The sequence below is a fragment of the Erythrobacter sp. Dej080120_24 genome, from assembly GCF_036322605.1.
In the GTDB taxonomy this organism is placed as follows: domain Bacteria; phylum Pseudomonadota; class Alphaproteobacteria; order Sphingomonadales; family Sphingomonadaceae; genus Erythrobacter; species Erythrobacter aurantius.
The window spans coordinates 22505-44222 of the sequence record NZ_AP027262.1; the positions used below are offsets into that span (position 1 = coordinate 22505).

Consider the following 21718-nt stretch of genomic DNA (forward strand, 5'->3'; position numbering starts at 1 on the left):
GATGTTCCGGTTCCAACTCGACAAGTCCCTCATCTGACTGCACAAACACGGCTTCAGTGACGGAACCGATCCGGTTCCGGGGGAGCAGAACTGTGGTCGCGCTGGTATCGAACGGTAGCTTATCTGGGCCTCGAGGCTCGTCAGGTCGAAGTGCAATGCCAGGTTGCGCCGGGCCTGCCGCGCTTCTCGATTGTCGGCCTGCCGGACAAGGCCGTGAGCGAAAGCCGCGAACGGGTGCAGGCGGCATTGTCAGCCATGGGGCTGTCGCTTCCGCCAAAGCGGATCACGATCAACCTCTCCCCTGCCGACCTGCCCAAGGACGGATCGCATTACGATCTGCCGATCGCGCTGGCATTATTGGCAGCGATGGGCGTGACCGATGCCGAACAACTGGGAGACTGGATCGCCGTGGGCGAATTGTCGCTGGACGGGCGCGTGGTCGCCTCGCCCGGAGTGCTCATCGCGGCGCTGCACGCCAGCACGGTTGAAGCGGGACTTATCTGCCCCGCCCAGCAAGGATCGGAGGCGAAGTGGGCCAGCGGGGTTCCGGTGCTTGCTCCGCGCGGTCTTGTATCCCTTCTGGCCCATCTCAAAGGCTCTCAGGTGCTGCCTGATCCGGTGCGTGGCACTATCGAGGAATCCGCTCCGGTCACCGATCTCAAGCAGGTGAAAGGGCAGGAAACCTCCAAGCGCGCGCTCGAAATCGCGGCGGCGGGCGGGAAAGAGCCTGCTCGCATCATGCCTTCCCGGCATCCTTCCAGAACTCACACAGGCAGAAGCGCTGGAGGTTTCGATGGTGCAATCCGTCGCCGGACTGCTCGATTCGGGCAAGATCAGCCGCGCACGCCCATTCCGCGCGCCGCACCTTTCGGCCAGTATGGCGGCGTTGACGGGCGGTGGGCTGAAGGTCCAGCCCGGAGAAGTCAGCCTTGCGCACCTCGGCGTGTTGTTTCTTGACGGACTACCCGAGTTCCAGCGCCCGGTACTCGATTCGCTGCACAAGCTGTTTGAAGCAGGGCAGGTCGATGTCGCCCGGGCCAATGCCCACGTGACATTTCCCGCGCGGGTCGCCGCCGCCCGCAAGCTCGCGCTTGAAAGAGGAGTGCGATCCAATGTGGACCTCGAAGGCGAGAGGCTCGAAGCGCATGCCGCACATGATGACGCGGGGCGGCATCCTCTGATGCGGGCCGCGGAGAAGCTGCGGCTTTCGGCACGCGGCTACACCCGAATGCTGCGTGTAGCGCGCACAATCGCCGATCTCGCCGAGACTGCACAGGTAGGCCGCGCCCACATCGCCGAAGCGCTGAGTTATAGGCAAATGATCGGAACACGTTAAGGCGCAGGGCGTGACAGCATGGCATCACGGCGGATAAGGGGAGGCGATGCCTTTCCTCGATCCCGCATGGCTGATCTATCTCGGCGCTGGCCTGATGCTGCTGGCATACGCCATCCGCGACGAATTGCGGCTGCGCACGCTGATCATCGTCTCAACCTTCGTATACATCGCCTATTACTATGCAGTCGACGGCGGCCCCTTGTGGGAGGCCATTGTGACCAGCCTGCTGATGGTGGCTGTGAATTTCTGGGTGCTGGGTCAGATCGCGCTCGAGCGCACCACGCTGCGTCTTTCCGATGATGAAAAACGGCTCTTCGATGCGTTCGAAACGCTGACTCCGGGCCAGTTCCGGCGCATCCTGAAGCTAGCGCACTGGCGCCGGGCCGACGATCCCGAAGGGACGGTACTGACCCGCGAGGACGAACCCTCTGGCGCGCTCTTCTATGTTTTCAACGGAATCATCTCGGTCGAAAAGCGCGGCCATCGCTTCCGCCTTCCCAAAGGGAATTTCGTGGGTGAGGTCGGCTTTGTCCTCAACCGCAAGACCACGACAACTTCGGTCGCGCCCGAGGGCGTCACCTATGTCGAATGGGATGCCGATGCCTTGCGCAAATTGGCGAGGCAACGCCCTGCGCTGGGCAATGCGCTCAATGCCCTGCTCACCCGCGATCTCGCGAAGAAGCTTACCGCCAGCTATCGGCCCGACGATGCCCTGCCTGCGAACCGCGAAACCTTCGAATTGCTAGAGGCCGCGGAATAGGCTCAAGCCTGTTCAAAGTCGCGGATCACCTGAAGGAAGGCATCGCCCCAGGTTTCCAGCTTCTTCTCCCCCACTCCCTGCAATTGGCCCAATTGCGCAATTGTATGTGGCCGGTCGCTGGCCATGGCGCGAAGAACGCTGTCATGGAAGATGATGTAGGCGGGAATGCCGTTTTCCTTTGCGAGGCTTGCCCGGCGTTCACGGAGCGCCTCGAACAAGGGATCGCCAACCGGATTGGCTACCGAACCGCCCCGGCGCTTGCGGGTTTTCTTGGGCGGTTCAGCCACCAGCACGCTGCGTTCGCCTTTGAGCACCGACCGCGCCTGTGGTCCAAGCGCCAGCCCACCATGCTCGGTGGTCACCAACATTTCGTGTGCGGTTAGGTGCCGGGTTACCGGCCTTAGCAGTGCAGCGTCTTCGTCGCCTACGATGCCGAAGACAGACAGCTGGTCATGACCCCGCTGGCGCACGCGATCATCGTCGCGCCCCAGCAGCACTTTCTCTATGTGGCCGACGCCGAAGCTCTGACCCGTCCGATAGACCGCCGATAGCAGCTTTTGTGCCACCTCGGTCGCATCCAGCACTTTGGGCGGATTGAGGCAGTTGTCGCAATTGTCGCATGTTGCGGCCGGGTCTTCGCCAAAATGACGCAGAAGGATCGCACGCCTGCAACCCGCGCACTCCACAAGATTGGCGAGCGCATTCAACCTTGCCTGCTCGCTCGGCAATCGCGCCGTGTCGACATCTGCCAGCCACTGCCGCGCGCGAGCGAAATCGGAAGCACTCCAGAACAGGTGCGCCTGTGCCGGATCTCCATCACGGCCCGCGCGGCCGGTTTCCTGGTAATAGGCCTCGATCGACTTCGGCAGCCCGGCATGGATGACGAAACGCACATCAGGCTTGTCGATCCCCATGCCGAAGGCGATCGTCGCGACCATCACCATGTCTTCCGAAGCCACGAATTCCGCCTGTGTCGCGGCGCGGCGTTCAGGCGGAAGGCCCGCGTGATAGGCTGCGACGGGACGACCCGTTGCCACCAGCTTCTGCGCAAGATCCTCAGTCGCCTTGCGGCTTGGTGCATAAACGATGCCCGCGCCCGGCGTCTGCCGAATAATCTCGGCGATCTGACTGGGGCCATTGTTGCGCGGCGAAATCGAATAGCGGATGTTGGGACGGTCGAAACCGGCTCTGATCAGCCCTTCGCTCGGGATGCCCAATTGCTTGACGATATCACCGCGAGTGACCTCGTCAGCTGTCGCAGTCAGCGCCAATCGAGGAATCGCAGGATAGAGATCGAGCATCGGGCGGAGCCCGCGATAATCGGGGCGGAAATCGTGGCCCCATTCGGAGACGCAATGCGCCTCGTCTATGGCAAAAAGGGCGATGCGGGCATCAGCCAGCAGGCTTTGGAAACTGGAAGTCGTCGCCCGTTCCGGCGCGACATAGAGCAGATCGAGCTCGCCCCGCCGCAGGCTTTGAGCGGTCTGCGCCAGGTCGCTGTCTGCCGATGTCATCGACGCGGCCCTGATCCCAACCGCCTGGGCCGCGCGGATCTGATCGTGCATCAACGCAATCAATGGGGAAATGACGATCGCGGTTCCATCACGGGCAAGAGCTGGAAGCTGGTAGCACAGCGACTTGCCTGCCCCGGTCGGCATCAAGGCGAGCGTGTGTTCACCCGCCATGACGCGGGAGACAACCGCCTCCTGCGTGCCGCGAAAGCCGCTGAAGCCGAAGGTCGCGCGTAGAATATCTTGCAGATCGCCGCCATGTGCAGGCCGCATCGCCAGACTCGTTTCGGGTGAGCGCGGATATCACATCCGCGGCGACAGCATCAGCTGGCAGCCGCCTTCCTTGCGGTCTCCATATCGACCACGCTGCCGCGATCAAGCGCAGGGCCGGGAGTTGCCACAGTCCCGTCCAGCCGTTTCCCGACATCGTCCCGGCGGATCATGTTGAGATCAGTGTGATTGAGGATTCGGCCATCATGCGAGAGGATCGACACAGGCCCGATCGGCAGACGATCAAGTCCATCCACCAAGACCGGATCCTCGACTACGAACTCCGAACCGTGCTTTTGCCCCCATTGCCGCAGTGCGATCATCGCGGGCAGCAGGTCGAATCCCTTGTCCGTCAGGCGGTATTCGATCTTGCGTCGATCATCGGCGCAGGGTTCGCGCTTGAGGATGCCGTGTTCGACCAACTTGGCCAGTCTGTTCGAGAGAATGTTGCGGGCGATGCCGAGTTCGGTGAGGAATTCCTCGAAATGCTTCAATCCGTTGAAGCTGGCCCGCAAGATCATGAACGACCAGCGTTCGCCCATCACTTCAAGTGCTTGAGGCAGACCGCAATCGATCAGCTCACGCAGAGGTTCTCTCAATTCGCCCATATCAGTCCTTTCCCCGCAACCTTTCTAGCGGGTTCGACGCCAATCGCAAAACCATGTTGAGAATGGGCGTGAAAAAATTTCAGTTTCTAGTTGCAACCTGAAACCTAATCACATAAGTAGTGATTCGCAACTGGTTTCGAATCGAAACTGTGCGTTGCACAAGAAAAACCAGAAAAGCCCACTCAACCCCGTTCAGAAGGATTCATTGTGATGACCCTCTCCCTCCCCCGGACCGGACGCCTTGCCGTATTCGCCACCGCGCTGCTTTATACCGGTCTCAGCTTTGGAGTTGCCACTTCGACCACTCCGCTTTCGGCTGCCGAAGGCCCCTATTATGTTGCAACGCTTGCCCAAGCGACTGACGAAAACCGCGCTGTCGCAGGTGGCGTGGCATGGGCCTGCGAAGGCACGACTTGCGTCGCGAACAAGGGCCCGTCGCGCCCCTCGCGCATTTGCCGCGGCCTCGCTCGCGAAATGGGTGAAATCACCGCTTTCAAGGTCGAAGGCGAAGAGATTGCCGAAGACAAGCTGGCGCGCTGCAACGGCAAGTAACCCCGGTCTCCTTCGGGCCGATTGTTCCCCTCTCGGCTCGTCCCCGATCGCCTGAACTCTCCACACAGGCGAAAACCAAACCCCCGGTGCGGCGCATCCCCAACGAAGCGCACCGGGGGTTTTTCCGTCAACCGTTCAGCAACCCCGCATCGACCAGCTGAGCTTCGAGTGTTTCCGCATCGGTAAACAGATGCGCATCCCACCCCCGGCTGCGCGCAGCCTCGATGTTTGCAGGATTATCATCGGTGAAGAAGAGCTCCGCACCTTCACGCGCCGCGCGGTGTTCGGTGATCCGGTAAATCTCGGGATCGGGTTTCGCGACCTTTTCCGTACCCGAGACAATTACGTCCTCGAACAAATCGAAAATAGGCTGTGTCGGGCGGAAAGTGGCCCAGAACTCATCACCGAAATTGGTCAGGCAGAACATTGGTACGCCTTGGGCATGGAGCCTCTGGACAAGATCGTGGGTTCCTTCAACCGGCCCTGGAACGGTTTCATTGAAACGCGTCGCATAGGCGCGAATATGCGCCTCATATTGCGGAAATAGCGCGATGCGTTCCGGCACCATATCTGCGAGCGCACGCCCTCTATCATGTTCGAAATGCCATTCCTCGGTCACGACATTGGCGAGAAACCAATCCAGCTCGACCGCATCGTCGATAAGCTTCTCGAACAACGCTCGCAGTTGCCATTCAAACAGCACCCGCCCCACATCGAACACCACCGCCTTGCGCATTTCCATCAACCCCTGGTCCTAAATGGCTGCGGCCCGCGCTCCGGTCTGGAGGCGGGCCGCTTGCATTTCGTCCGTCACCCCGAGGGTGATCGGCCAACCGGTTCAATTAGCCCTGACGAGCCTTGAAGCGACGATTGGTCTTGTTGATGACATAGGTGCGCCCGCGGCGACGAATCACGCGGCAATCGCGGTGGCGGTTCTTCAGCGACTTGAGGCTGTTGCGGATTTTCATCGGACTGCTCTTTCAAAAACAAAGCGCGCCGGATTCGCTCCGACGCGCGGAAATTCGATGCGCCACATATGGGCGATTGCCGTTTTCGTCAACCATCTCCTCGGATTTCGGAGAGTTTGCGTTCCCATGCCAGCGCGTGGGCGATAATTGTGTCTAGATCATCATGCTGCGGCCGCCACGGCACGGTGGCGCGGATGCGAGACGGGTCAGATATGAGCGAAGCCGGATCCCCCGGGCGGCGCGGCTCCATCCGCCGCTCGATCGTGCGATTCGTCACCCGATCGACGGCATCAAGCACCTCAAGCACCGAAAAGCCACGACCATAGCCACAGTTCATCGTCAATGACCGCTGCGGTTGGTCAATAAGCGCCTCGAGCGCCAGCACATGGGCGGCCGCCAGATCACTGACATGGATGTAATCGCGCACCCCGGTGCCATCGGGCGTTTCGTAATCCGTACCGAACACGCTCACCGAATCGCGTTTACCCAGTGCCGCCTCCAGCGCGACCTTGATCAAGTGGGTCGCCCCTGCAGTCGACTGCCCGGTTCGCGCCTGCGGATCGGCACCGGCAACGTTGAAATATCGCAGCACGCAATAATTGAGCGAGTGCGCAAAAGAAGTATCGGCCAGCATCCGCTCGGTCATCAGTTTCGACCAGCCGTATGGGTTGATCGGAACTGTGGGCGTGTCCTCGGTAACCGCCGCCACTTTAGGAATGCCGTAGGTCGCTGCAGTCGATGAGAAAATGAAATGCGGCACTCCAGATGAGACCGCTGCTTCAATCAAAGCACGGCTCTTTGCCGTGTTGTTATGATAATATTTGAGCGGGTTCTCGACGCTTTCGGGCACCACAATCGAACCGGCAAAATGCATGATCGCGCGCGTGCCCTGTTCGGAGAATATCCGCTTCAGCAATCCCGCGTCTTCGATGTCGCCTTCATAAAGCGGCACGCCCTCGGGAACGGCGAAGCGAAATCCTGTTGTCAGATTGTCGATCACCGCGACCGGCCATCCCGCATCACGCAGGGCCAAGACGGCGTGGCTGCCGATATATCCGGCACCGCCGGTAACCAGAACGGAAGGTTTGACTGTTTGAGACATGCAGCGCGCTTACCAGCAATCACCTGCAAAAGCGTGAAAATCGTCCGGCTTTCGCCGAGTTTTTTGCACAGCGGCAACGGTTTCAGGTAAAGGTCACGCAAAGAGGATGACGATAATGCTCAAAACTCGCCACCTGGCCAGATATGCCCTGATCACCGCATCGGCAGCCATTCTATCGGGCTGTGTCGGTGCCTTTACTGGCCCTGTCGAAGTCACCCGGTTCGTCAGCGAGCAACGCAGCGCGTTGGGACAAGGGACGATAACGATCGAATTTCCCGAAGCCATACAGAACCAGCGTGCACGCGATGCGATCGCAGCGGCGGTTGCCGATGAACTAAGCGAGCTTGGCTATCGGGTCGTGCTGGATGGTTCGACACAAGCCGATCAGGTCGCAAGCATTCGGACAAGCAGAAATGCACTGGCCGCTGCCAGCAGCCGTGGCCCGGTCAGCGTCGGTGTCGGAGGCAGCACCGGCACTTTCGGAACTGGCGTGGGGCTGGGTATCGGGATCAATCTTGGCGGGGGACAAAACGGACCCAACGTAACAACCGAACTGTCCGTGCGCATAAGCGGGCCGGATGGAAACAGCCTTTGGGAAGGCCGCGCTCAGCAGGCCACCTCTGTAAAGTCACCCTATTCCGATGTAGAGGCGAGCGCTCAAACCTTAGCCGCTGCCTTGTTCAAGGACTTCCCGGGTGGCAATGGCGAAACCGTCATCATCGACGTGGACGAACTTCAGGAATAATCATGACCCAAATCGCCATCGATGCCGCCTTCGACAGCGGCAATATCGAAGTCTTGTCCATTGACGTGAACACCGCCCGCCTCGCCATAACGCGCGACCATATGAGCGAGTTCGCGCAATGGTTCCATTTCCGCGTCACAGGCGCCCAGGGCGAAGCGGTCGAACTCAAGATCACCGGGCTGAACGCCAGTGCCTATCCGGGCGGCTGGCCCGATTACGATGCCTGCGTCACCGAAGATCGCGAATACTGGACGCGCGCCGCCAGCAGCTTCGACGCTGGCGAAGAAAATGGAACATTGACGATCCGCTACACGCCTGCGGGCAATGTCGCATGGTTCGCCTATTTCGCGCCCTATTCGATGGAGCGGCATCACGATCTCGTATCCGAAGCCGCTGCAAGCGAAGGAGTAGAGCTTGTCCGACTAGGCACAACGCTCGACGGGCAGCCGCTCGACATGCTGGAAATGGGCGAAGGTGAAACTCAGGTCTGGCTTTATGCGCGCCAGCATCCGGGCGAGACGCAAGCAGAATGGTGGATGGAGGGCGCGCTTGAGTGCCTGACGGATCCGGCTGATCCCGTGGCCCGCGCGCTGCGCCAGCGTTGCCGCCTTCACATCGTCCCCAATTGCAATCCGGACGGTTCACGTCGCGGCCATTTGCGCACCAATGCTGTGGGCACCAATCTCAACCGCGAATGGGCCAGCCCGACACCAGAAAAATCACCCGAAGTCCTCGCCATCCGCAATCGCATGGACGAAACCGGCGTGGACTTCGCCATGGACGTTCACGCCGACGAGGCGATCCCCGCAGTGTTCCTTGCCGGATATGAGGGTATCCCGAGCTGGACCGACGATCTCGGCGAGCAATTCTATCGTTACCAGCGTATCCTTGACCGGCGCACACCCGATTTCCAGACGAAGCTGGGCTATCCGAAGACACCGGCGGGCAAGGCCAATCTGGGCATGAGCACCAATCAAGTGGCCGAGCGCTTTGCCGCGTGCGCTATGACCCTGGAGATGCCCTACAAGGATCTGGCCGACGCACCCGAGCCGGAACAGGGATGGTCGCCGGAACGGTGCAAGCTGCTTGCCCGCGATTGTCTTGCAGCCCTGCTTGAATGGCTGGACACCGAATAGGATAGAGGCGGGCAATCTCGCTGGTTTCGTGTTATAACCACATGAAAGTTGAGGGAGATTGCCAATGACGCACTCATATGATCGCCGCACGGCGCTTGCCGGACTGGGGGCCACTGGCCTTGTAGCCATCTCGCCTTCACCCGCCATGGCGCAGGGGCTGAACCTCGGATCAATCCTTGGCCGGGCGACCGACAGTGCGCTCGATCGACTGGCGCAGCCCGGTGCGTTCTACAATGATGAAGACGTGCGCATCGGCCTGCCGATGCTGGGCAACCTCGGGTCAGGCGGCAGCTCGGGAGGCTTCTTGGGCCGGGCGCTTGGCGCGGCTTCGCGGTTGGGCGGACTGCCGGGCATCGATGACATCATTCGCGGGATCAACGATGCAGCGGGCGAAGCGGCGGGTCTGGCAAAACCGATCTTCCGCGACGCGATCAACGGCCTGTCTTTTGGCGACGCACCTGGCATCATCCGCGAAGACGATGGCGGAACGCAATATTTGCGCCGTTCCTCGAATGATCGTCTTTCGGCGGAATTCAATCCACTGGTCGACACCGCACTTACTAAAGCGGGCCTCCACGACCGGATTGACGGGCTTGCGAGCAAGAATTCGCTGTTGCGCGATGCAGGGTTGAACCGCGAGAACATCAATGCCTCGGTCACCGAACAGGGGCTCGACGGGATATTCTCCTACATCGGCGCGGAGGAGCGCAATTTCCGCAAGAACCCGTTGCGCGGACTGGGCAACTTGCTCCGAAACTAATCGAGGTGTGCGGGCCCGAAAGCATAGGGTAGAAGGGCTGACAATGTGACGCTTCGCACCTCATCATTGCCGACACACAGGATTTCAGGATCGGTCCCACCAAGCTGGGCAAGCTCGTTCAAGACCTGACGACAGCGGCCACAGGGTGTGATTGGCGATCCATCGCCCTTGTCCGAAGGCCCCACCACGGCGACCGCAATCAAACCGCCCCGGCGCCCTTGGTTCATCGCCTTGGAAACAGCGTTGGTTTCAGCGCACAGCGCAAGCCCGTAGCTTGCGTTCTCGACATTGGCGCCCGTGACGATAGCACCATCCTCAAACAGCAGTGCCGCCCCCACCTGATAATCGGAATAGGGGGCATAGGCCGCTGCTGCCGCATGCCGGGCCTCGGCGATCAATTGCTGGCGAGATTCATGCGAAACGCTCATCTTTGCACCACCACCCATTCGATCGGCTCCTCCGACGCTTCGCTCACCAATTGGCTGTTGGCACTCCATAGCAGCCAGGGACGACCGGCGTAATCAGGCCGTGCGCGATCGCGAACCAGCCAGAGATCACGAGCAGTCGAGCGCGCCGTATGGTATTGCTCTTCGAATGCCGGGCCCAGTTTGAGGATCACGGGTTTCCCCGCATGCAATTCGATCTGGTTGACCGCGATCATAAGCTCACTCTCGACAGCGGCATCACTAACAGCCGGCTGGCAATCGACCGCGGTGCGCAGCAAGGCAACCGCTGGAGGCAACAGATCATCATCGCGCGGCACCATTCGGGTGAAGCGCGACGATTGTTCATCCGCCTTGATGCAAGGATCGAATGGCTGGACGACGCCGACTTTCAAACCGGCTTCTCGCGCCTTCGCCAGTCTTGGTGCAAATCCCGGATCGGGCGATGCGTTCGCTCCAGCAAGTTCGAGGTAAACGAATTCAGCTCCGATCGCGCGCAAGGTCTCGAACCGGACGGGCGCCGCTCCGCTGACGATCATGGCGCCCTGTTCGGGATAAAGCCCCTCATCGGGCCGCCAGCTTCGCATGTCCCACCAGAGCCAGGCCGCAAAACCTATCGCGACAAGAGCGATCAGTGCGCCCCCGCGAAAAAGCCAGCGGGACATTCCGCCGCCCCTTGTCTTGCGCGCCCGCGCCATCATTGCCGACCTATCCCTTGATGTGGAGCACGCAGATCAGCGTGAACAGTCGCCGGGCCGTAGCGAAATCGGTTTCGACTTTCCCTTCAAGCCGTTCGACAAGCAGTTCGGCTGCATTGTTGTGGATGCCGCGCCGGGCCATGTCGATCGTCTCGATCTCTGCCGGTGTCGCCTTTCGGATTGCCTGATAATAGCTGTCGCAAATCGCAAAATATTCGCGGATCGGGCGACGAAAGCGGGCAAGGCCGATCAGCAGGGTTTCAAGCGGCTGCTCATCCTTGTCGGAGATTTCCATTGCCAACCGGCCGTCCTGAACAGACAGTCGCAGCCGATACGGCCCCTTGGCTCCGCGCTCGGCACTGCGGACCGGCTTGAAGGTGTTTTCCTCGATCAGATCGTAGATCGCCACGCGGCGTTCCTGCTCGACATCGGCGTTGCGCCACAGGATCGTCTCTTCGTCGAGCGATATGTGCGCAATGCGATGCGCGCCGGCAGGCACGTTCGCTGAATCGGGTGGCCAGTTTTCCATCACTGCCAGCCTTCGCAGATGCGAGGGTCAGACTTCAAGCATTACGAGTCGCAATCCCCGCTATCCACAAGCGGGCGTTTCAAAATAGTCGCATGTAGCGCTTGCCCGATCAGAGCCTCGGGCGCATCAGGTCGGCATGGCCGAACCCACCCCCCTGCACCGCATCGAATCGGAATCCGACACCGCCCGCAAGCTGCCCTCAAATCTGGAGGCCGAGGCGGCATTTCTGGGCGCGGTGCTGATCGATAACCGGATGCTGGAAGAATTGCAGACGCCGATTCGGCCCGAACACTTCTTTGAGCCACTGCATGAACGCATCTTCGATCGCATCCTCAAGATGATCGAGCGCAATGCGACGGCTTCGCCGGTTACTCTACGCCCGCATTTCGAAGCGGACGAGGCGCTCAAGGAACTTGGTGGAACAAAGTATCTCGCACAGTTGACGGCAAACGGCGCCGGGCTGCTTGCGCCGCGCGAGCTGGCACAGCAGATTTATGACCTCGCCCTGTTGCGCGAGTTGGTGAGCGTCGGACGGGGACTGGTCGAAGGCGCGCTCGACACATCGGAAGAAACCAATCCGATGGACCGCATCAGCCAGGCCGAAGCCGATCTCTACCGCGTGGCCGAAGGCGCAGCGACGGGGGGCGAAGCGTCCACCTTCCGCGATGCATCGCTCAAGGCGATCAGGATGGTCGAAGCCGCGATGAATTCAGGCGGCGGATTGTCGGGCAAGACCACCGGCCTTGAAACCATCGACCAGAAAACCGCAGGCCTCCACGATTCCGACCTCATCATTCTCGCCGGGCGCCCCGGGATGGGCAAGACATCACTGGCCACCAATATCGCGTTCAACTGCGCCGAGGAGCATCTGAAGTGGCAGCGTGATGGGGGCGAACACAATTACGGAGCGCCGACAGCCTTCTTCAGCCTCGAAATGAGCGCAGACCAGTTGGCGACCCGTATTCTGGCAGAGCAATCCGAGGTTTCGTCCGAAGCACTGCGCAGCGGTTCATTGAGCCGCGACGATTTCCAGAAACTCAGCTTTGCCAGTCAGCGCCTTGCCGAACTCCCGCTCTATATCGACGACACGCCCGCCCTTACGATCGGCGCGCTGCGGACGCGGGCGCGGCGGCTAAAGCGTCGGCATGACATCGGCCTTATCGTGATCGACTATCTGCAACTGTTGCAGGGCTCGGGGCGTGCCAACGACAACCGGGTGAACGAGATTTCGGAAATCAGCCGGGGTCTCAAGACCTTGGCCAAAGAACTGAGCGTACCAGTTATCGCGCTGTCGCAGCTGAGCCGCGCGGTGGAGCAGCGGGACGACAAACGCCCGATGCTTTCCGACCTCAGGGAATCGGGTTCGATCGAGCAGGATGCCGACATGGTCTGGTTCATCTACCGCGCCGACTATTACAAAGAAGCGTCGCGACCCGACATGCCCAATCCCGACGGTTCAAGCTCGGTCGAAGTGCAGGAGAAGTATAGCCAATGGGAAGCCGAATACCTTGAGGTAAAGAACAAGGCGACGCTGATCGTTGCCAAGCAGCGCCACGGTTCGACCGGCAATGTGCCTCTGCACTTCCAGAGCGAGATCACCAAATTCTCGTCACCCAACACCCGCGATTATTCGAGCTGGGGTGTAGAATAGGCGACTGGCAGGAGAGCTTCACTGACCGAGGTTGAGCCGCCGCGTGACAGTATAGTCGAGCGCATAAACGAGCCAGAAACTGGCATTCCAGCGCAGCCGGTTGAACCAGCCGGCCTTTTGATCAAACCATTCCGCGGTTACGGGCTCACTGTGAGCTTCGAGATGATCGATCAGCTGGCGCATCCGGTGCGCCAAGTCGGCATCTTCAATCCGCACCATCAATTCAAGATTGAGTCGGACGGAACGCATATCCATGTTGGCGCTGCCGATGTAGGTAATGTTGTCAACAACCAGCAGCTTCATGTGAAGCTTGCAGGGTTGGAATTCGGCAATGCGGGCTCCCGATCCGATCAGGGCTGAATACAGCGAGCGCGAGGCGCCGATCGTTGCCCCGTTATCGGTCTTGCCCGCCATGATCAGGCGTGCCTCACCTCGCCGGGACAAGCTTTGAATGAGCTGCCGAAAGCTTCTGGGAGGTGAGAAATAGGCCATAACCAGGTCCAGTCTGCTGCCATTCGCCAAATCGCGCTTAAGTCGCCGCGCCCAGCGGCTGTTGGCAAAGGTCGGACCGCCAAGGATCAACTGCATTGGCCCTTCATCGGGTTCCCATTCGCGGACCAGTTGCCGGATCGCCCGAAACTGGGAATCGGGTTTTGAAATCCAGCGTTCGAGCTGTGAGAACCATTCTGAAAAACGACCGGCGAGCGGCCCTTCGATCTGCGCTCCCAGATCGCACCATCCGTTTTCCTCGGGCGGCTTGAAATAGTGATCGGAGATGTTGAACCCGCCCGTGATCACGCTTTGGCCATCGAGAATCAGGAATTTCTGATGGTTGCGGATCAGGAAACGGACGTTCCACCGGGCTGAAAACCGGTCGAACCGGGCACCGGCCTCGATCAGCGGCGCAAAGAAAGTATCTGGTGCATCGCTCCCGAAAGCATCAACGATCAGGTGAACCGCAACACCCCTGCGCGCTGCGGCAATCAGCGCGGCACGAACAGTCTCTCCGGCCTCATCTGCCTGAAACAGGTAGAAGAAGCCGTAGAGCGAAACCTCTGCATGATCGATCGCGTCCAGCAACGCCGCGAGCCGGTCTGCTCCGGCTGGGAAAATGGCGATCCTGTGGCCTGCCACGCTGACTTCAAACGGTTTCGCATCCTCGAAACCACCCGGTGCATCGGAACCGCCTTTCCAGCGTTCAAGGCCATGGTCGGGCTTTGCGCCGGTTGGATCGGATTTGGGCATGGGATTGCATTAGCGCCAAGGTAACGCATTGCGCAATTTCTTGACTCTCATCGCCCTCATCCCTAGGTGCTGCGCCTTCTCAGAAAACCTATTCGTGAAAGAGGCCGTGAATGGCACGCGTTACCGTTGAAGATTGCGTCGACAAGGTTCCGAACCGGTTCGATCTGGTGCTGCTCGCAGCCCAGCGTGCGCGGGAAATCTCGGGCGGTGGCGAACTGACGATTGATCGCGATCGCGACAAGAACCCGGTTGTGGCCCTGCGCGAGATCGCTGAACAGACGATCCGCCCCAAGGACCTGCACGAATCGCTGGTAACCGGCCTGCAGAAGATCCTGCCGGATGACGAAGACGACGCGGATGAAATCGGTTCGCTCAGCCAGTCGGCCGAGGCGCTCCGTATCACTGCGAGCGCTCCGGCACGATCGACTTCGATCGGTTCCGATTACGACGGCTGATTGCAGTCTCCATACTGCGGGAAGCAAACCGTCCCGTTTTGAAAAGGCCGCCAGAAATGGCGGCCTTTTTCGTTTGAACCATGTAGACACTAGGATTGCGCTTGGTCGCATGACACTATTCTGACGCTGAAGAGCAAATGCTTGTCTTGCAACGCCCGGCGCGCAACACCGCAGACGTAACAGAACCGTAATATTCTGGTTGTGTTTTAAGCCAGAGCCCGTTCGAAAGGTAATCTAACAAAATCATGCCATCGATCGCAGTCTATAGCGTCAAGGGAGGCGTCGGCAAAACCACCTTCGCGGTTAACCTTGCGTGGTGCGCCGCGAACATTTCCCGGCGTGAGACTTTGCTGTGGGATCTGGACGCATCGAATGGTTCGGGTTTCCTGCTCGGGATAGCCCCCAAGAAGAAGCGTGCGGCCGAAAGCGTATTCGACCGGCACAATGATCCTGCCAGACTCATCCAGAAGACCGCTTTCGACCATCTCCATTTGCTGCCCGCGGACGAAAGTATCCGGACGCTCGACCGTCAGTTCGACAGAATAGGCAAGAAGAAACGCCTGGCAAAACTGACGGAGCAGCTGGGCAAGGAATATGATCGCATCATCTTCGATTGCCCGCCGGTCTTGAACGAAATCAGCGGCCAGGTGATGCGCGCTGCCGATCTGGTGATCGTGCCTCTTCCTCCTTCACCGCTTTCCTCGCGCGCGCTTGATCAAGTCGTCGAGGAAGTGCGCGGTGCAGGCACCGGCCATCCTCCGATCCTGCCGGTCATGTCGATGGTGGACATGCGGCGCAATCTCCATCGCGAGGCGCGGGAGGCAAACCCCAAGTGGCCGGTTGTCCCCCTTGCCAGCGCCATCGAACAATGCGCAGTCGAGCGGCAACCCGTGGGTGCCTTTGCCCCCCGGTCGCCGGCAGCGCGCGCCTTTGCGCAATTGTGGACCGCGATCGAGCGGAAGCTGGCCAAGAGCAAATAGGCACGCATTGGCTTTTGCCGAGCCGGGCCTATAGTGCGTTGCAGCATTTGAGGCACAGCGACGGGGGCCTGCACGCATGAGCGATGTTGCCGAAGGCATTGGCGGAGTAATCGAAGGGGCGTTGACCGGACGCGCTGTCGAACCGAACCACGGCAAGAGCGGGCTTGATGGAGGCGAAGCAGGTGCTTGCCGCAATTGCGGCACCCAACCGCTCGGCTCCTTCTGCCAGAATTGCGGGCAGAAGACCCACGTACACCGCACCCTTTCGGCAATCTTTCATGATCTGATCCACGGCGTGCTGCATCTGGATGGAAAGTTCTGGCTGACGCTCCCACTGCTCGTTTTCAGACCCGGCAAGCTGACGCGCCGTTACATCGAGGGGGAACGCGCCAAATTCGTCAGCCCGATGGCGATGTTCCTGTTCAGCGTGTTCGCCATGTTCGCCGTCTTCCAGATGATTGGGCTAACTACGCCGACCGACCTCAACTTCGACGACGCGGCAGCTGACCTGCGAGGGCGAGCCGAGACGCAGGTGCAGGCGTTGGAAGCGGAGATTGCAAGCCTTCCGGCGGATGATCCCCGCCGCGCCGGACTTGAGGAGGATCTGGATACCGCCAACCAGATTATCTCCCGGACACAATCGCAAGCGGTTACCGCCGGAACTGCGGCGGATGATGATGCGACGGCAGGTTTCGACCTGCGCGATCTCAAGATCAACCTGACCGGAATTGAATCGCTGGATCAGGGCTTACTGAAGAAATGGCGCGATAATCCGGGCTTGATGCTCTACAAACTGCAAGCGAATGGGTACAAATTCAGCTGGTTGCTGATCCCGCTGTCGATCCCCTTTGTCTGGCTTGTGTTTGCATGGAAGCGTCGGTTCAAGGCGTATGACCACGCCATTTTCGTGACCTACTCCCTGTCATTCATGTCGCTGCTGTTCATCACGGCATCGCTCCTTGCGATGATACCGGATGTTGGAGGGCTTGTGGCCTTGCTGCTTGTGCTTGTGCCGCCCATCCACGTCTACAAGCAATTGCGTGGAGCCTATGATCTCAGCCGCTTCTCCGCGTTCTGGCGGCTGATGGTCCTGAGCTTTTTCATCTGGATCGTGCTGATCCTGTTCCTGCAGGCGCTGCTGCTGATCGGGGCGTTCTAGACCTAGCAACGGAAACGGGCGCGCGGATCATCTCCGCGCGCCCGTCCGATTTTCCTATGAAGGCGTTCAGGCCCCTTGGGGTGCTTCGCCACCCTTATTGCCGAAGCGCTTGCCCGCCTTGGGAATAGCGGAGCCCTTGGTCGGTTGCACAGCCACGTTACCGCGTGGTTGATCCGGGCGATCAATCTTGCCGTTTTCCATCAGCTGGTTGATTTCGTCACCGGTCAGCGTCTCGTACTCAAGCAATGCCTGGGCAAGCAGATGGAGCTTGTCCTCCTGTGCAGTCAGGATGTCGGTGGCGCGCTTGAGGCCCTCTTCAACCAGTCGCTTGATCTCGGCATCGATCAACTTGTTGGTTTCCGCCCCCGCCATGGTGCGCATGGTCTGCCCCATGCCGAGATAGCCTTCTTGGCTGTCCTCGTACTGGAGCGGACCGAGCTTATCGCTCATACCCCATTTGGTCACCATATTGCGTGCAAGGCTGGTCGCGTACTGAATATCGCCCGAAGCGCCGCTCGACACCTTGTCGTGTCCGAAGATGATATCTTCTGCCACGCGGCCGCCCATTGCGACTGCAAGGTTCGCGTGCATCTTGTCACGGTGATAGGAATAGCTGTCCCGCTCTGGCAGGCGCATCACCATTCCCAGTGCACGGCCACGCGGGATAATCGTCGCCTTGTGGATCGGGTCCGAAGCAGGCTCATTTATGCTGACGAGCGCGTGACCAGCCTCGTGGTAGGCAGTCATCTTCTTCTCGTCTTCGGTCATGACCATGCTGCGCCGTTCCGCGCCCATCATGACCTTGTCCTTTGCGTCCTCGAACTCCTGCATAGCCACCAGCCGCTTGTTGCGGCGAGCGGCAAGCAGCGCTGCTTCGTTGACGAGGTTCGCCAGATCAGCACCCGAGAAACCGGGCGTGCCGCGGGCGATTGTGCGCGGGTTCACGTCAGGGGCCAGCGGCACCTTCTTCATGTGCACGCCAAGGATCTTTTCACGGCCGTCGATATCAGGGATCGGCACTACCACCTGACGGTCAAACCGGCCCGGACGCAGCAGCGCGGGGTCAAGCACGTCGGGGCGGTTGGTGGCAGCGATAATGATGATGCCTTCGTTCGCCTCGAACCCGTCCATCTCAACCAGCAGCTGGTTCAGCGTCTGCTCGCGCTCGTCGTTTGAATTGCCGAGGCCATGCCCACGCGAACGGCCTACAGCGTCAATTTCATCGATAAAGACGATGCAAGGGCTGTTCTTCTTGGCCTGTTCAAACATGTCGCGAACGCGGCTGGCACCGACGCCGACGAACATTTCGACGAAATCGGAGCCCGAAATGGTGAAGAAAGGCACGCCTGCCTCACCCGCGATGGCGCGAGCCAACAGGGTCTTGCCCGTACCGGGCGAACCAACCAGCAGCGCGCCCTTGGGAATCTGGCCGCCAAGCTTGGAGAACCGTTGCGGGTCCTTCAGAAATTCGACAATCTCCTCCAGCTCCTCACGGGCTTCGTCGATCCCGGCGACATCGTCAAAGGTCACGCGCCCCTGACGCTCGGTCAGCAATTTCGCCTTGGACTTGCCAAAGCCCATTGCACCGCCGCCACCGCCTTTTTGCACCTGACGCAGCGCAAAGAATGCGATGCCGAGGATCAGGATGAACGGCAGGGATTGCACCAGCAGGATCAGGAAGATGTTCTGCTGTTCGCGTTCCTTACCCGTGAACTGCACGCCGTTTTCTTCCAAAAGGCTGGCAAGCTGGGTATCGTTCGGAACCGGAACTGTGCTGAAGGAATCGCCATTGTTCATGGTGCCCGTGATCAGATCGTCACCGATTTGCACGCTCTTCACACTGCCAGCAGCAACCTGATCGCGAAAATCGGAATACTGGATCTGCGTACCGGGTGTCTGGCCCGCGCCGCCGAACATCGAAACCACCAGAAGCAGTGCGAGGAATACCCCACCCCAGATCATCAATTGCTTGACCCAAGGGTTTTGCCCTTCGGGAGGCTGCTGGTTGGGGTCGTTCTGATCGCTCATGCGTCGGATTCCTTTCTCAGCGAACAATGTAGGATTGCGCCGCTGAATGGCAAGATAATGCGCACCTGCGCGCAAGGTGCTAATTTTCGAACAGCGTGATGCGAATAATCGATTGTCGTCCGTCACCGCACTACGGGAGCATAGGCTGCGAGGAACACCCCGACCGCCCCTTCGATACGCGCCCGATTTTCTTGCTCTGACGGCCGCGAGCCAAAGCGACGTTCCAGATCGCCCATGCCTTTTGCCATAGATACAAACTGCTCTGCCGCCAGCATGGGATCAGCGATCAGGAGTTCGCCCTTGGCGCTGGCATGCGCGAGCCAAGCGCTGAACGCCTGCTTCATACGCCACGGCCCTGCCTTGAGAAACGCTTCGCCGATCGCAGGATCGTGTTCGGTTTCCGCCGCAATGCGCCGTTCGAACTGGATCATTTCCGGGCGAGAGAGAAAATCGAACATGGCCTGCGCGATGGCGGTCAACCGATCGCGGATCGTTCCATTCGGCTCCTGATCGAGGCTGAAGTAGCCACGCATCTTTTCGCATTCGCGCTCCACCGACGCTGCGAACAGGGCCCGCTTGTCACCGAAGTGGTTATAGATCGTGACCTTGGACACTCCGGCTTCGGAAGCGATCTGCTCAATCGACGTCGCCGCGAAACCATCCTGAAAGAACCGCGCCGAGGCCGACTCGATGATCGCATCGCGCTTTGCGATGTCGGATGGCCGACCGGGCCGCTTTCTTTCCGGACATGAATTCAAGGGAATTTGGCCTGTTTCAAAAAGCTTGGTTGACAAAATGAACGCCGCCGTTCAATTAAACGATACCGTTCAATATTGTCGCATTACCCTCCCCTCCGCAACCCCTCTCGCCGCACGAAGGTTCCCATTCATGCTTTGGATCGCCATCCGGATGCTGACGGGCGACAGTCAGAAATTCTACGGCTTGCTGTTCGGCATAGCCTTTTCGACCCTGCTCATCACGCAGCAGCTCACGATCTTCATCAATCTGGTCGAGCGCGGGGCAAGCGGCGTCTACAACGCACCCGAAGCTGAAGTTTGGGTCATGGACCCCGTCAGCCGAACGACCGAAGTCAATTACGCCATGCCCTCGACCGCGCTTGACGAAGTGCGGGCGGTGCGCGGTGTCGAATGGGCCGTGCCCCACATGCGTGCAAGCGCTTCGGTCCGCACCGCATCGGGCGATCTGGAAGGCGTGGCGATCATTGGGGTCGATGATGCGACCCTTATCGGGCTGCCCGAAAGGATGATGATAGGGTCGAAAGAAGTTCTATCGATTCCCGACACCGTGGTGATCGATGATGGCGGGGTGAACAATCTCTTCGAAAACGGCGATGATCCGATTGGCGAGCGGCTTGAACTCAACGATCAACGCGCTGTCATCCGCGGCGTTGCCGATGCGATCCCGACCTTTACCAGCCAGGTGACGCTCTACACAAAGTACAGCAGAGCTTTGAACTACGTACCCGGCACACGCAATCGCCTGACTTTCGTGTTGGTAGGCGTCAGCGAAGGTTTCACCCCCGCCGAAGTCGCGCAGAATATCGAAGACCAGACAGGGCTAAAGGCCGAAACCCGTGCGGAATTCGCACGCGCCGGGGTCAACTTCATCATCCAGAACACCGGTATTCCGACCAATTTCGGCATCACCGTCGTGCTGGGGTTTGTCGTCGGCGTTGCGATTGTAGGCCTGACCTTCAGCCTTTTCATCCGCGACAACATCAAGCAGTTTGGTGCGTTGAAGGCTATCGGCGTCACTAACAGCAAGATCATCGGTATGGTCGGCGCGCAAGCCGGTTTGGTCGGCTTTGTCGGCTATGCGCTGGGCGTAATCGGAACCGTCCTGTTCCTGTGGGGCTTTTCAGGAAACCCGTTCTTCAAGGGCTTCTATGTCCCTTGGCAAATCCCGCTCGTCAGCTTTGGCGCCGTCATCATTATCCTTGCGATCACCGGCTGGCTGGCACTTCGCAGCGTGCTCAGCACTGAACCGGCTTCGGTGTTCCGGTGAGCGAGGCTGCCATGAACAGGCCCGGTGATACGCCGTGCGATGCCGAAGCCGCAATCTGCGCCCGTGCGATCGTGCGCGATTTCCAGGCCGGCCAATCGACCATTCGCGTGCTGCACGGGATCGACACCGATATCCGCTCAGGCGAGATGACCTACGTCGTGGGAGAAAGCGGATCGGGCAAGACCACGCTGATCTCGATCATGTGCGGCATTCTCTGGCCGACCGCCGGCGAGGTCAAAGTCTTCGGGACAGATATCTACGCGCTCTCGGATACCGAGCTCGTCAATTTCCGCCTGCAGAACATCGGCTTCATCTTCCAGCAGTACAACCTGATCCCCTCGATCGACGCGGCAGCCAACGCCGCCGTGCCATTGATCGCGCAGGGCATGGGGATTGACGAGGCGCGCGAACGCGCAATCGTTCTGCTCGAGAAACTGAATATTGCCGATCAGGCCAACAAATTGCCAAACCAGCTTTCAGGCGGACAGCAACAACGCGTCGCGATAGCCCGCGCGCTGGTCCACGAACCGCGACTGGTGGTGTGTGACGAGCCGACTGCCGCGCTTGATGCAAGTTCGGGAAGGCGTGTGATGGATCTGCTGCACGAAGTCGCTGTCGCCCCTGACCGCGCATGCATCATCGTGACCCATGATAACCGCATTTTCGACCTCGCAGACCGCATTCTCGTGCTCGAAGACGGTCGCATAATCCATGACGGCACGCAGATGCCGCAAGACCACTAGCCGCCCATCCACAG

Annotated in this window: 22 protein-coding genes and 1 pseudogene; 12 read left to right on the top strand and 11 right to left on the bottom strand. The window is 59.8% G+C overall.

Annotation, left to right across the window (positions count from 1 at the left end; all coding sequences use genetic code 11):
- The first annotated feature begins 90 nt into the window (after positions 1 to 90).
- Positions 91 to 1336 (top strand): annotated as a pseudogene (locus AABA34_RS00130) (YifB family Mg chelatase-like AAA ATPase).
- Between the two features lie 46 nt (positions 1337 to 1382).
- Positions 1383 to 2096 carry a Crp/Fnr family transcriptional regulator gene (locus AABA34_RS00135; protein ID WP_338303419.1) on the top strand — a complete coding sequence of 238 codons (714 nt, stop codon included), beginning with the start codon at positions 1383 to 1385 and terminating at the stop codon, positions 2094 to 2096.
- Positions 2097 to 2098: 2 nt separating this feature from the next.
- On the opposite strand, the gene recQ is transcribed toward AABA34_RS00135, so the two are convergent.
- Together recQ and AABA34_RS00145 are read right to left on the bottom strand one after the other, a co-directional pair.
- On the bottom strand, positions 2099 to 3880 hold the full coding sequence (gene recQ, locus AABA34_RS00140; RefSeq protein ID WP_338303420.1) for a DNA helicase RecQ: 1782 nt from the start codon (positions 3878 to 3880) through the stop codon (positions 2099 to 2101).
- A gap of 50 nt (positions 3881 to 3930) precedes the next feature.
- The gene (locus AABA34_RS00145; protein ID WP_338303421.1) at positions 3931 to 4485 is read right to left on the bottom strand and encodes a winged helix-turn-helix transcriptional regulator; all 555 of its coding nucleotides are present in this window, start codon (positions 4483 to 4485) and stop codon (positions 3931 to 3933) included.
- Between the two features lie 210 nt (positions 4486 to 4695).
- On the opposite strand from AABA34_RS00145, the gene AABA34_RS00150 reads away from it, so the two are divergent.
- Positions 4696 to 5037, top strand: coding sequence for a CC_3452 family protein (locus tag AABA34_RS00150; protein ID WP_034955525.1), 342 nt, complete (start codon positions 4696 to 4698; stop codon positions 5035 to 5037).
- Between the two features lie 127 nt (positions 5038 to 5164).
- On the opposite strand, the gene AABA34_RS00155 is transcribed toward AABA34_RS00150, so the two are convergent.
- From AABA34_RS00155 to galE, 3 genes are all read right to left on the bottom strand, one after another.
- Complete coding sequence (locus AABA34_RS00155; protein WP_084155861.1) at positions 5165 to 5773, bottom strand: HAD-IA family hydrolase; 609 nt, start codon at positions 5771 to 5773, stop codon at positions 5165 to 5167.
- A gap of 106 nt (positions 5774 to 5879) precedes the next feature.
- Entirely contained in the window at positions 5880 to 6005 is a 126-nt protein-coding gene (gene ykgO / locus AABA34_RS00160; RefSeq protein WP_007165381.1) for a type B 50S ribosomal protein L36, read from the bottom strand.
- 88 nt (positions 6006 to 6093) lie between these two features.
- On the bottom strand, positions 6094 to 7107 hold the full coding sequence (gene galE, locus AABA34_RS00165; protein WP_338303422.1) for a UDP-glucose 4-epimerase GalE: 1014 nt from the start codon (positions 7105 to 7107) through the stop codon (positions 6094 to 6096).
- Positions 7108 to 7222: 115 nt separating this feature from the next.
- Here galE and AABA34_RS00170 point away from each other — a divergent pair, with 115 nt between their 5' ends.
- From AABA34_RS00170 to AABA34_RS00180, 3 genes are all read left to right on the top strand, one after another.
- The gene (locus AABA34_RS00170) at positions 7223 to 7852 is read left to right on the top strand and encodes a hypothetical protein (protein ID WP_338303423.1); all 630 of its coding nucleotides are present in this window, start codon (positions 7223 to 7225) and stop codon (positions 7850 to 7852) included.
- 2 nt (positions 7853 to 7854) lie between these two features.
- Positions 7855 to 8988 (top strand): M14 family metallopeptidase, encoded by a 1134-nt coding sequence (locus AABA34_RS00175; protein WP_338303424.1) that lies wholly within the window; start codon positions 7855 to 7857, stop codon positions 8986 to 8988.
- Between the two features lie 64 nt (positions 8989 to 9052).
- The gene (locus AABA34_RS00180; RefSeq protein WP_338303425.1) at positions 9053 to 9748 is read left to right on the top strand and encodes a DUF4197 domain-containing protein; all 696 of its coding nucleotides are present in this window, start codon (positions 9053 to 9055) and stop codon (positions 9746 to 9748) included.
- Here AABA34_RS00180 and AABA34_RS00185 read toward each other — a convergent pair.
- From AABA34_RS00185 to AABA34_RS00195, 3 genes are read right to left on the bottom strand one after another with little or no spacing between them, the layout of a single operon-like run.
- Complete coding sequence (locus AABA34_RS00185) at positions 9745 to 10194, bottom strand: cytidine deaminase (RefSeq protein WP_445083745.1); 450 nt, start codon at positions 10192 to 10194, stop codon at positions 9745 to 9747. The genes AABA34_RS00180 and AABA34_RS00185 overlap by 4 nt on opposite strands.
- Positions 10173 to 10856 carry a glycoside hydrolase family 25 protein gene (locus AABA34_RS00190; protein ID WP_338303426.1) on the bottom strand — a complete coding sequence of 228 codons (684 nt, stop codon included), beginning with the start codon at positions 10854 to 10856 and terminating at the stop codon, positions 10173 to 10175. The genes AABA34_RS00185 and AABA34_RS00190 overlap by 22 nt, the downstream gene beginning before the upstream one ends.
- A gap of 43 nt (positions 10857 to 10899) precedes the next feature.
- Entirely contained in the window at positions 10900 to 11418 is a 519-nt protein-coding gene (locus AABA34_RS00195) for a UPF0262 family protein (protein ID WP_252258939.1), read from the bottom strand.
- 136 nt (positions 11419 to 11554) lie between these two features.
- Between AABA34_RS00195 and AABA34_RS00200 the strand changes: the two genes are divergently transcribed.
- Positions 11555 to 13069, top strand: coding sequence for a replicative DNA helicase (locus AABA34_RS00200; RefSeq protein ID WP_338303427.1), 1515 nt, complete (start codon positions 11555 to 11557; stop codon positions 13067 to 13069).
- Positions 13070 to 13087: 18 nt separating this feature from the next.
- Here AABA34_RS00200 and AABA34_RS00205 read toward each other — a convergent pair whose 3' ends face one another.
- The gene (locus tag AABA34_RS00205; RefSeq protein WP_338303428.1) at positions 13088 to 14314 is read right to left on the bottom strand and encodes a phospholipase D-like domain-containing protein; all 1227 of its coding nucleotides are present in this window, start codon (positions 14312 to 14314) and stop codon (positions 13088 to 13090) included.
- Positions 14315 to 14424: 110 nt separating this feature from the next.
- Between AABA34_RS00205 and rpoZ the strand changes: the two genes are divergently transcribed.
- The 3 genes from rpoZ (at position 14425) to AABA34_RS00220 (ending at position 16908) form a co-directional block, all read left to right on the top strand.
- Positions 14425 to 14769: a DNA-directed RNA polymerase subunit omega gene (gene rpoZ / locus AABA34_RS00210; protein ID WP_252258945.1), complete on the top strand. Its 345-nt coding sequence runs from the start codon at positions 14425 to 14427 to the stop codon at positions 14767 to 14769.
- Positions 14770 to 15014: 245 nt separating this feature from the next.
- Positions 15015 to 15749 (top strand): ParA family protein, encoded by a 735-nt coding sequence (locus AABA34_RS00215; RefSeq protein ID WP_338303429.1) that lies wholly within the window; start codon positions 15015 to 15017, stop codon positions 15747 to 15749.
- 76 nt (positions 15750 to 15825) lie between these two features.
- Complete coding sequence (locus AABA34_RS00220; RefSeq protein ID WP_338303430.1) at positions 15826 to 16908, top strand: DUF3667 domain-containing protein; 1083 nt, start codon at positions 15826 to 15828, stop codon at positions 16906 to 16908.
- Between the two features lie 66 nt (positions 16909 to 16974).
- Here AABA34_RS00220 and ftsH read toward each other — a convergent pair whose 3' ends face one another.
- Positions 16975 to 18936 (bottom strand): ATP-dependent zinc metalloprotease FtsH, encoded by a 1962-nt coding sequence (ftsH, locus tag AABA34_RS00225; RefSeq protein WP_034955537.1) that lies wholly within the window; start codon positions 18934 to 18936, stop codon positions 16975 to 16977.
- 122 nt (positions 18937 to 19058) lie between these two features.
- Positions 19059 to 19694: a TetR/AcrR family transcriptional regulator gene (locus AABA34_RS00230; RefSeq protein ID WP_252258950.1), complete on the bottom strand. Its 636-nt coding sequence runs from the start codon at positions 19692 to 19694 to the stop codon at positions 19059 to 19061.
- 130 nt (positions 19695 to 19824) lie between these two features.
- Here AABA34_RS00230 and AABA34_RS00235 point away from each other — a divergent pair, with 130 nt between their 5' ends.
- Both AABA34_RS00235 and AABA34_RS00240 read left to right on the top strand, forming a co-directional pair.
- A complete protein-coding gene (locus AABA34_RS00235) occupies positions 19825 to 20961 on the top strand; it encodes an ABC transporter permease (RefSeq protein ID WP_252258951.1) in 1137 nt (378 codons plus the stop codon).
- Positions 20962 to 20972: 11 nt separating this feature from the next.
- Complete coding sequence (locus AABA34_RS00240) at positions 20973 to 21704, top strand: ABC transporter ATP-binding protein (protein WP_338303431.1); 732 nt, start codon at positions 20973 to 20975, stop codon at positions 21702 to 21704.
- The last annotated feature ends 14 nt before the right edge of the window (positions 21705 to 21718 follow it).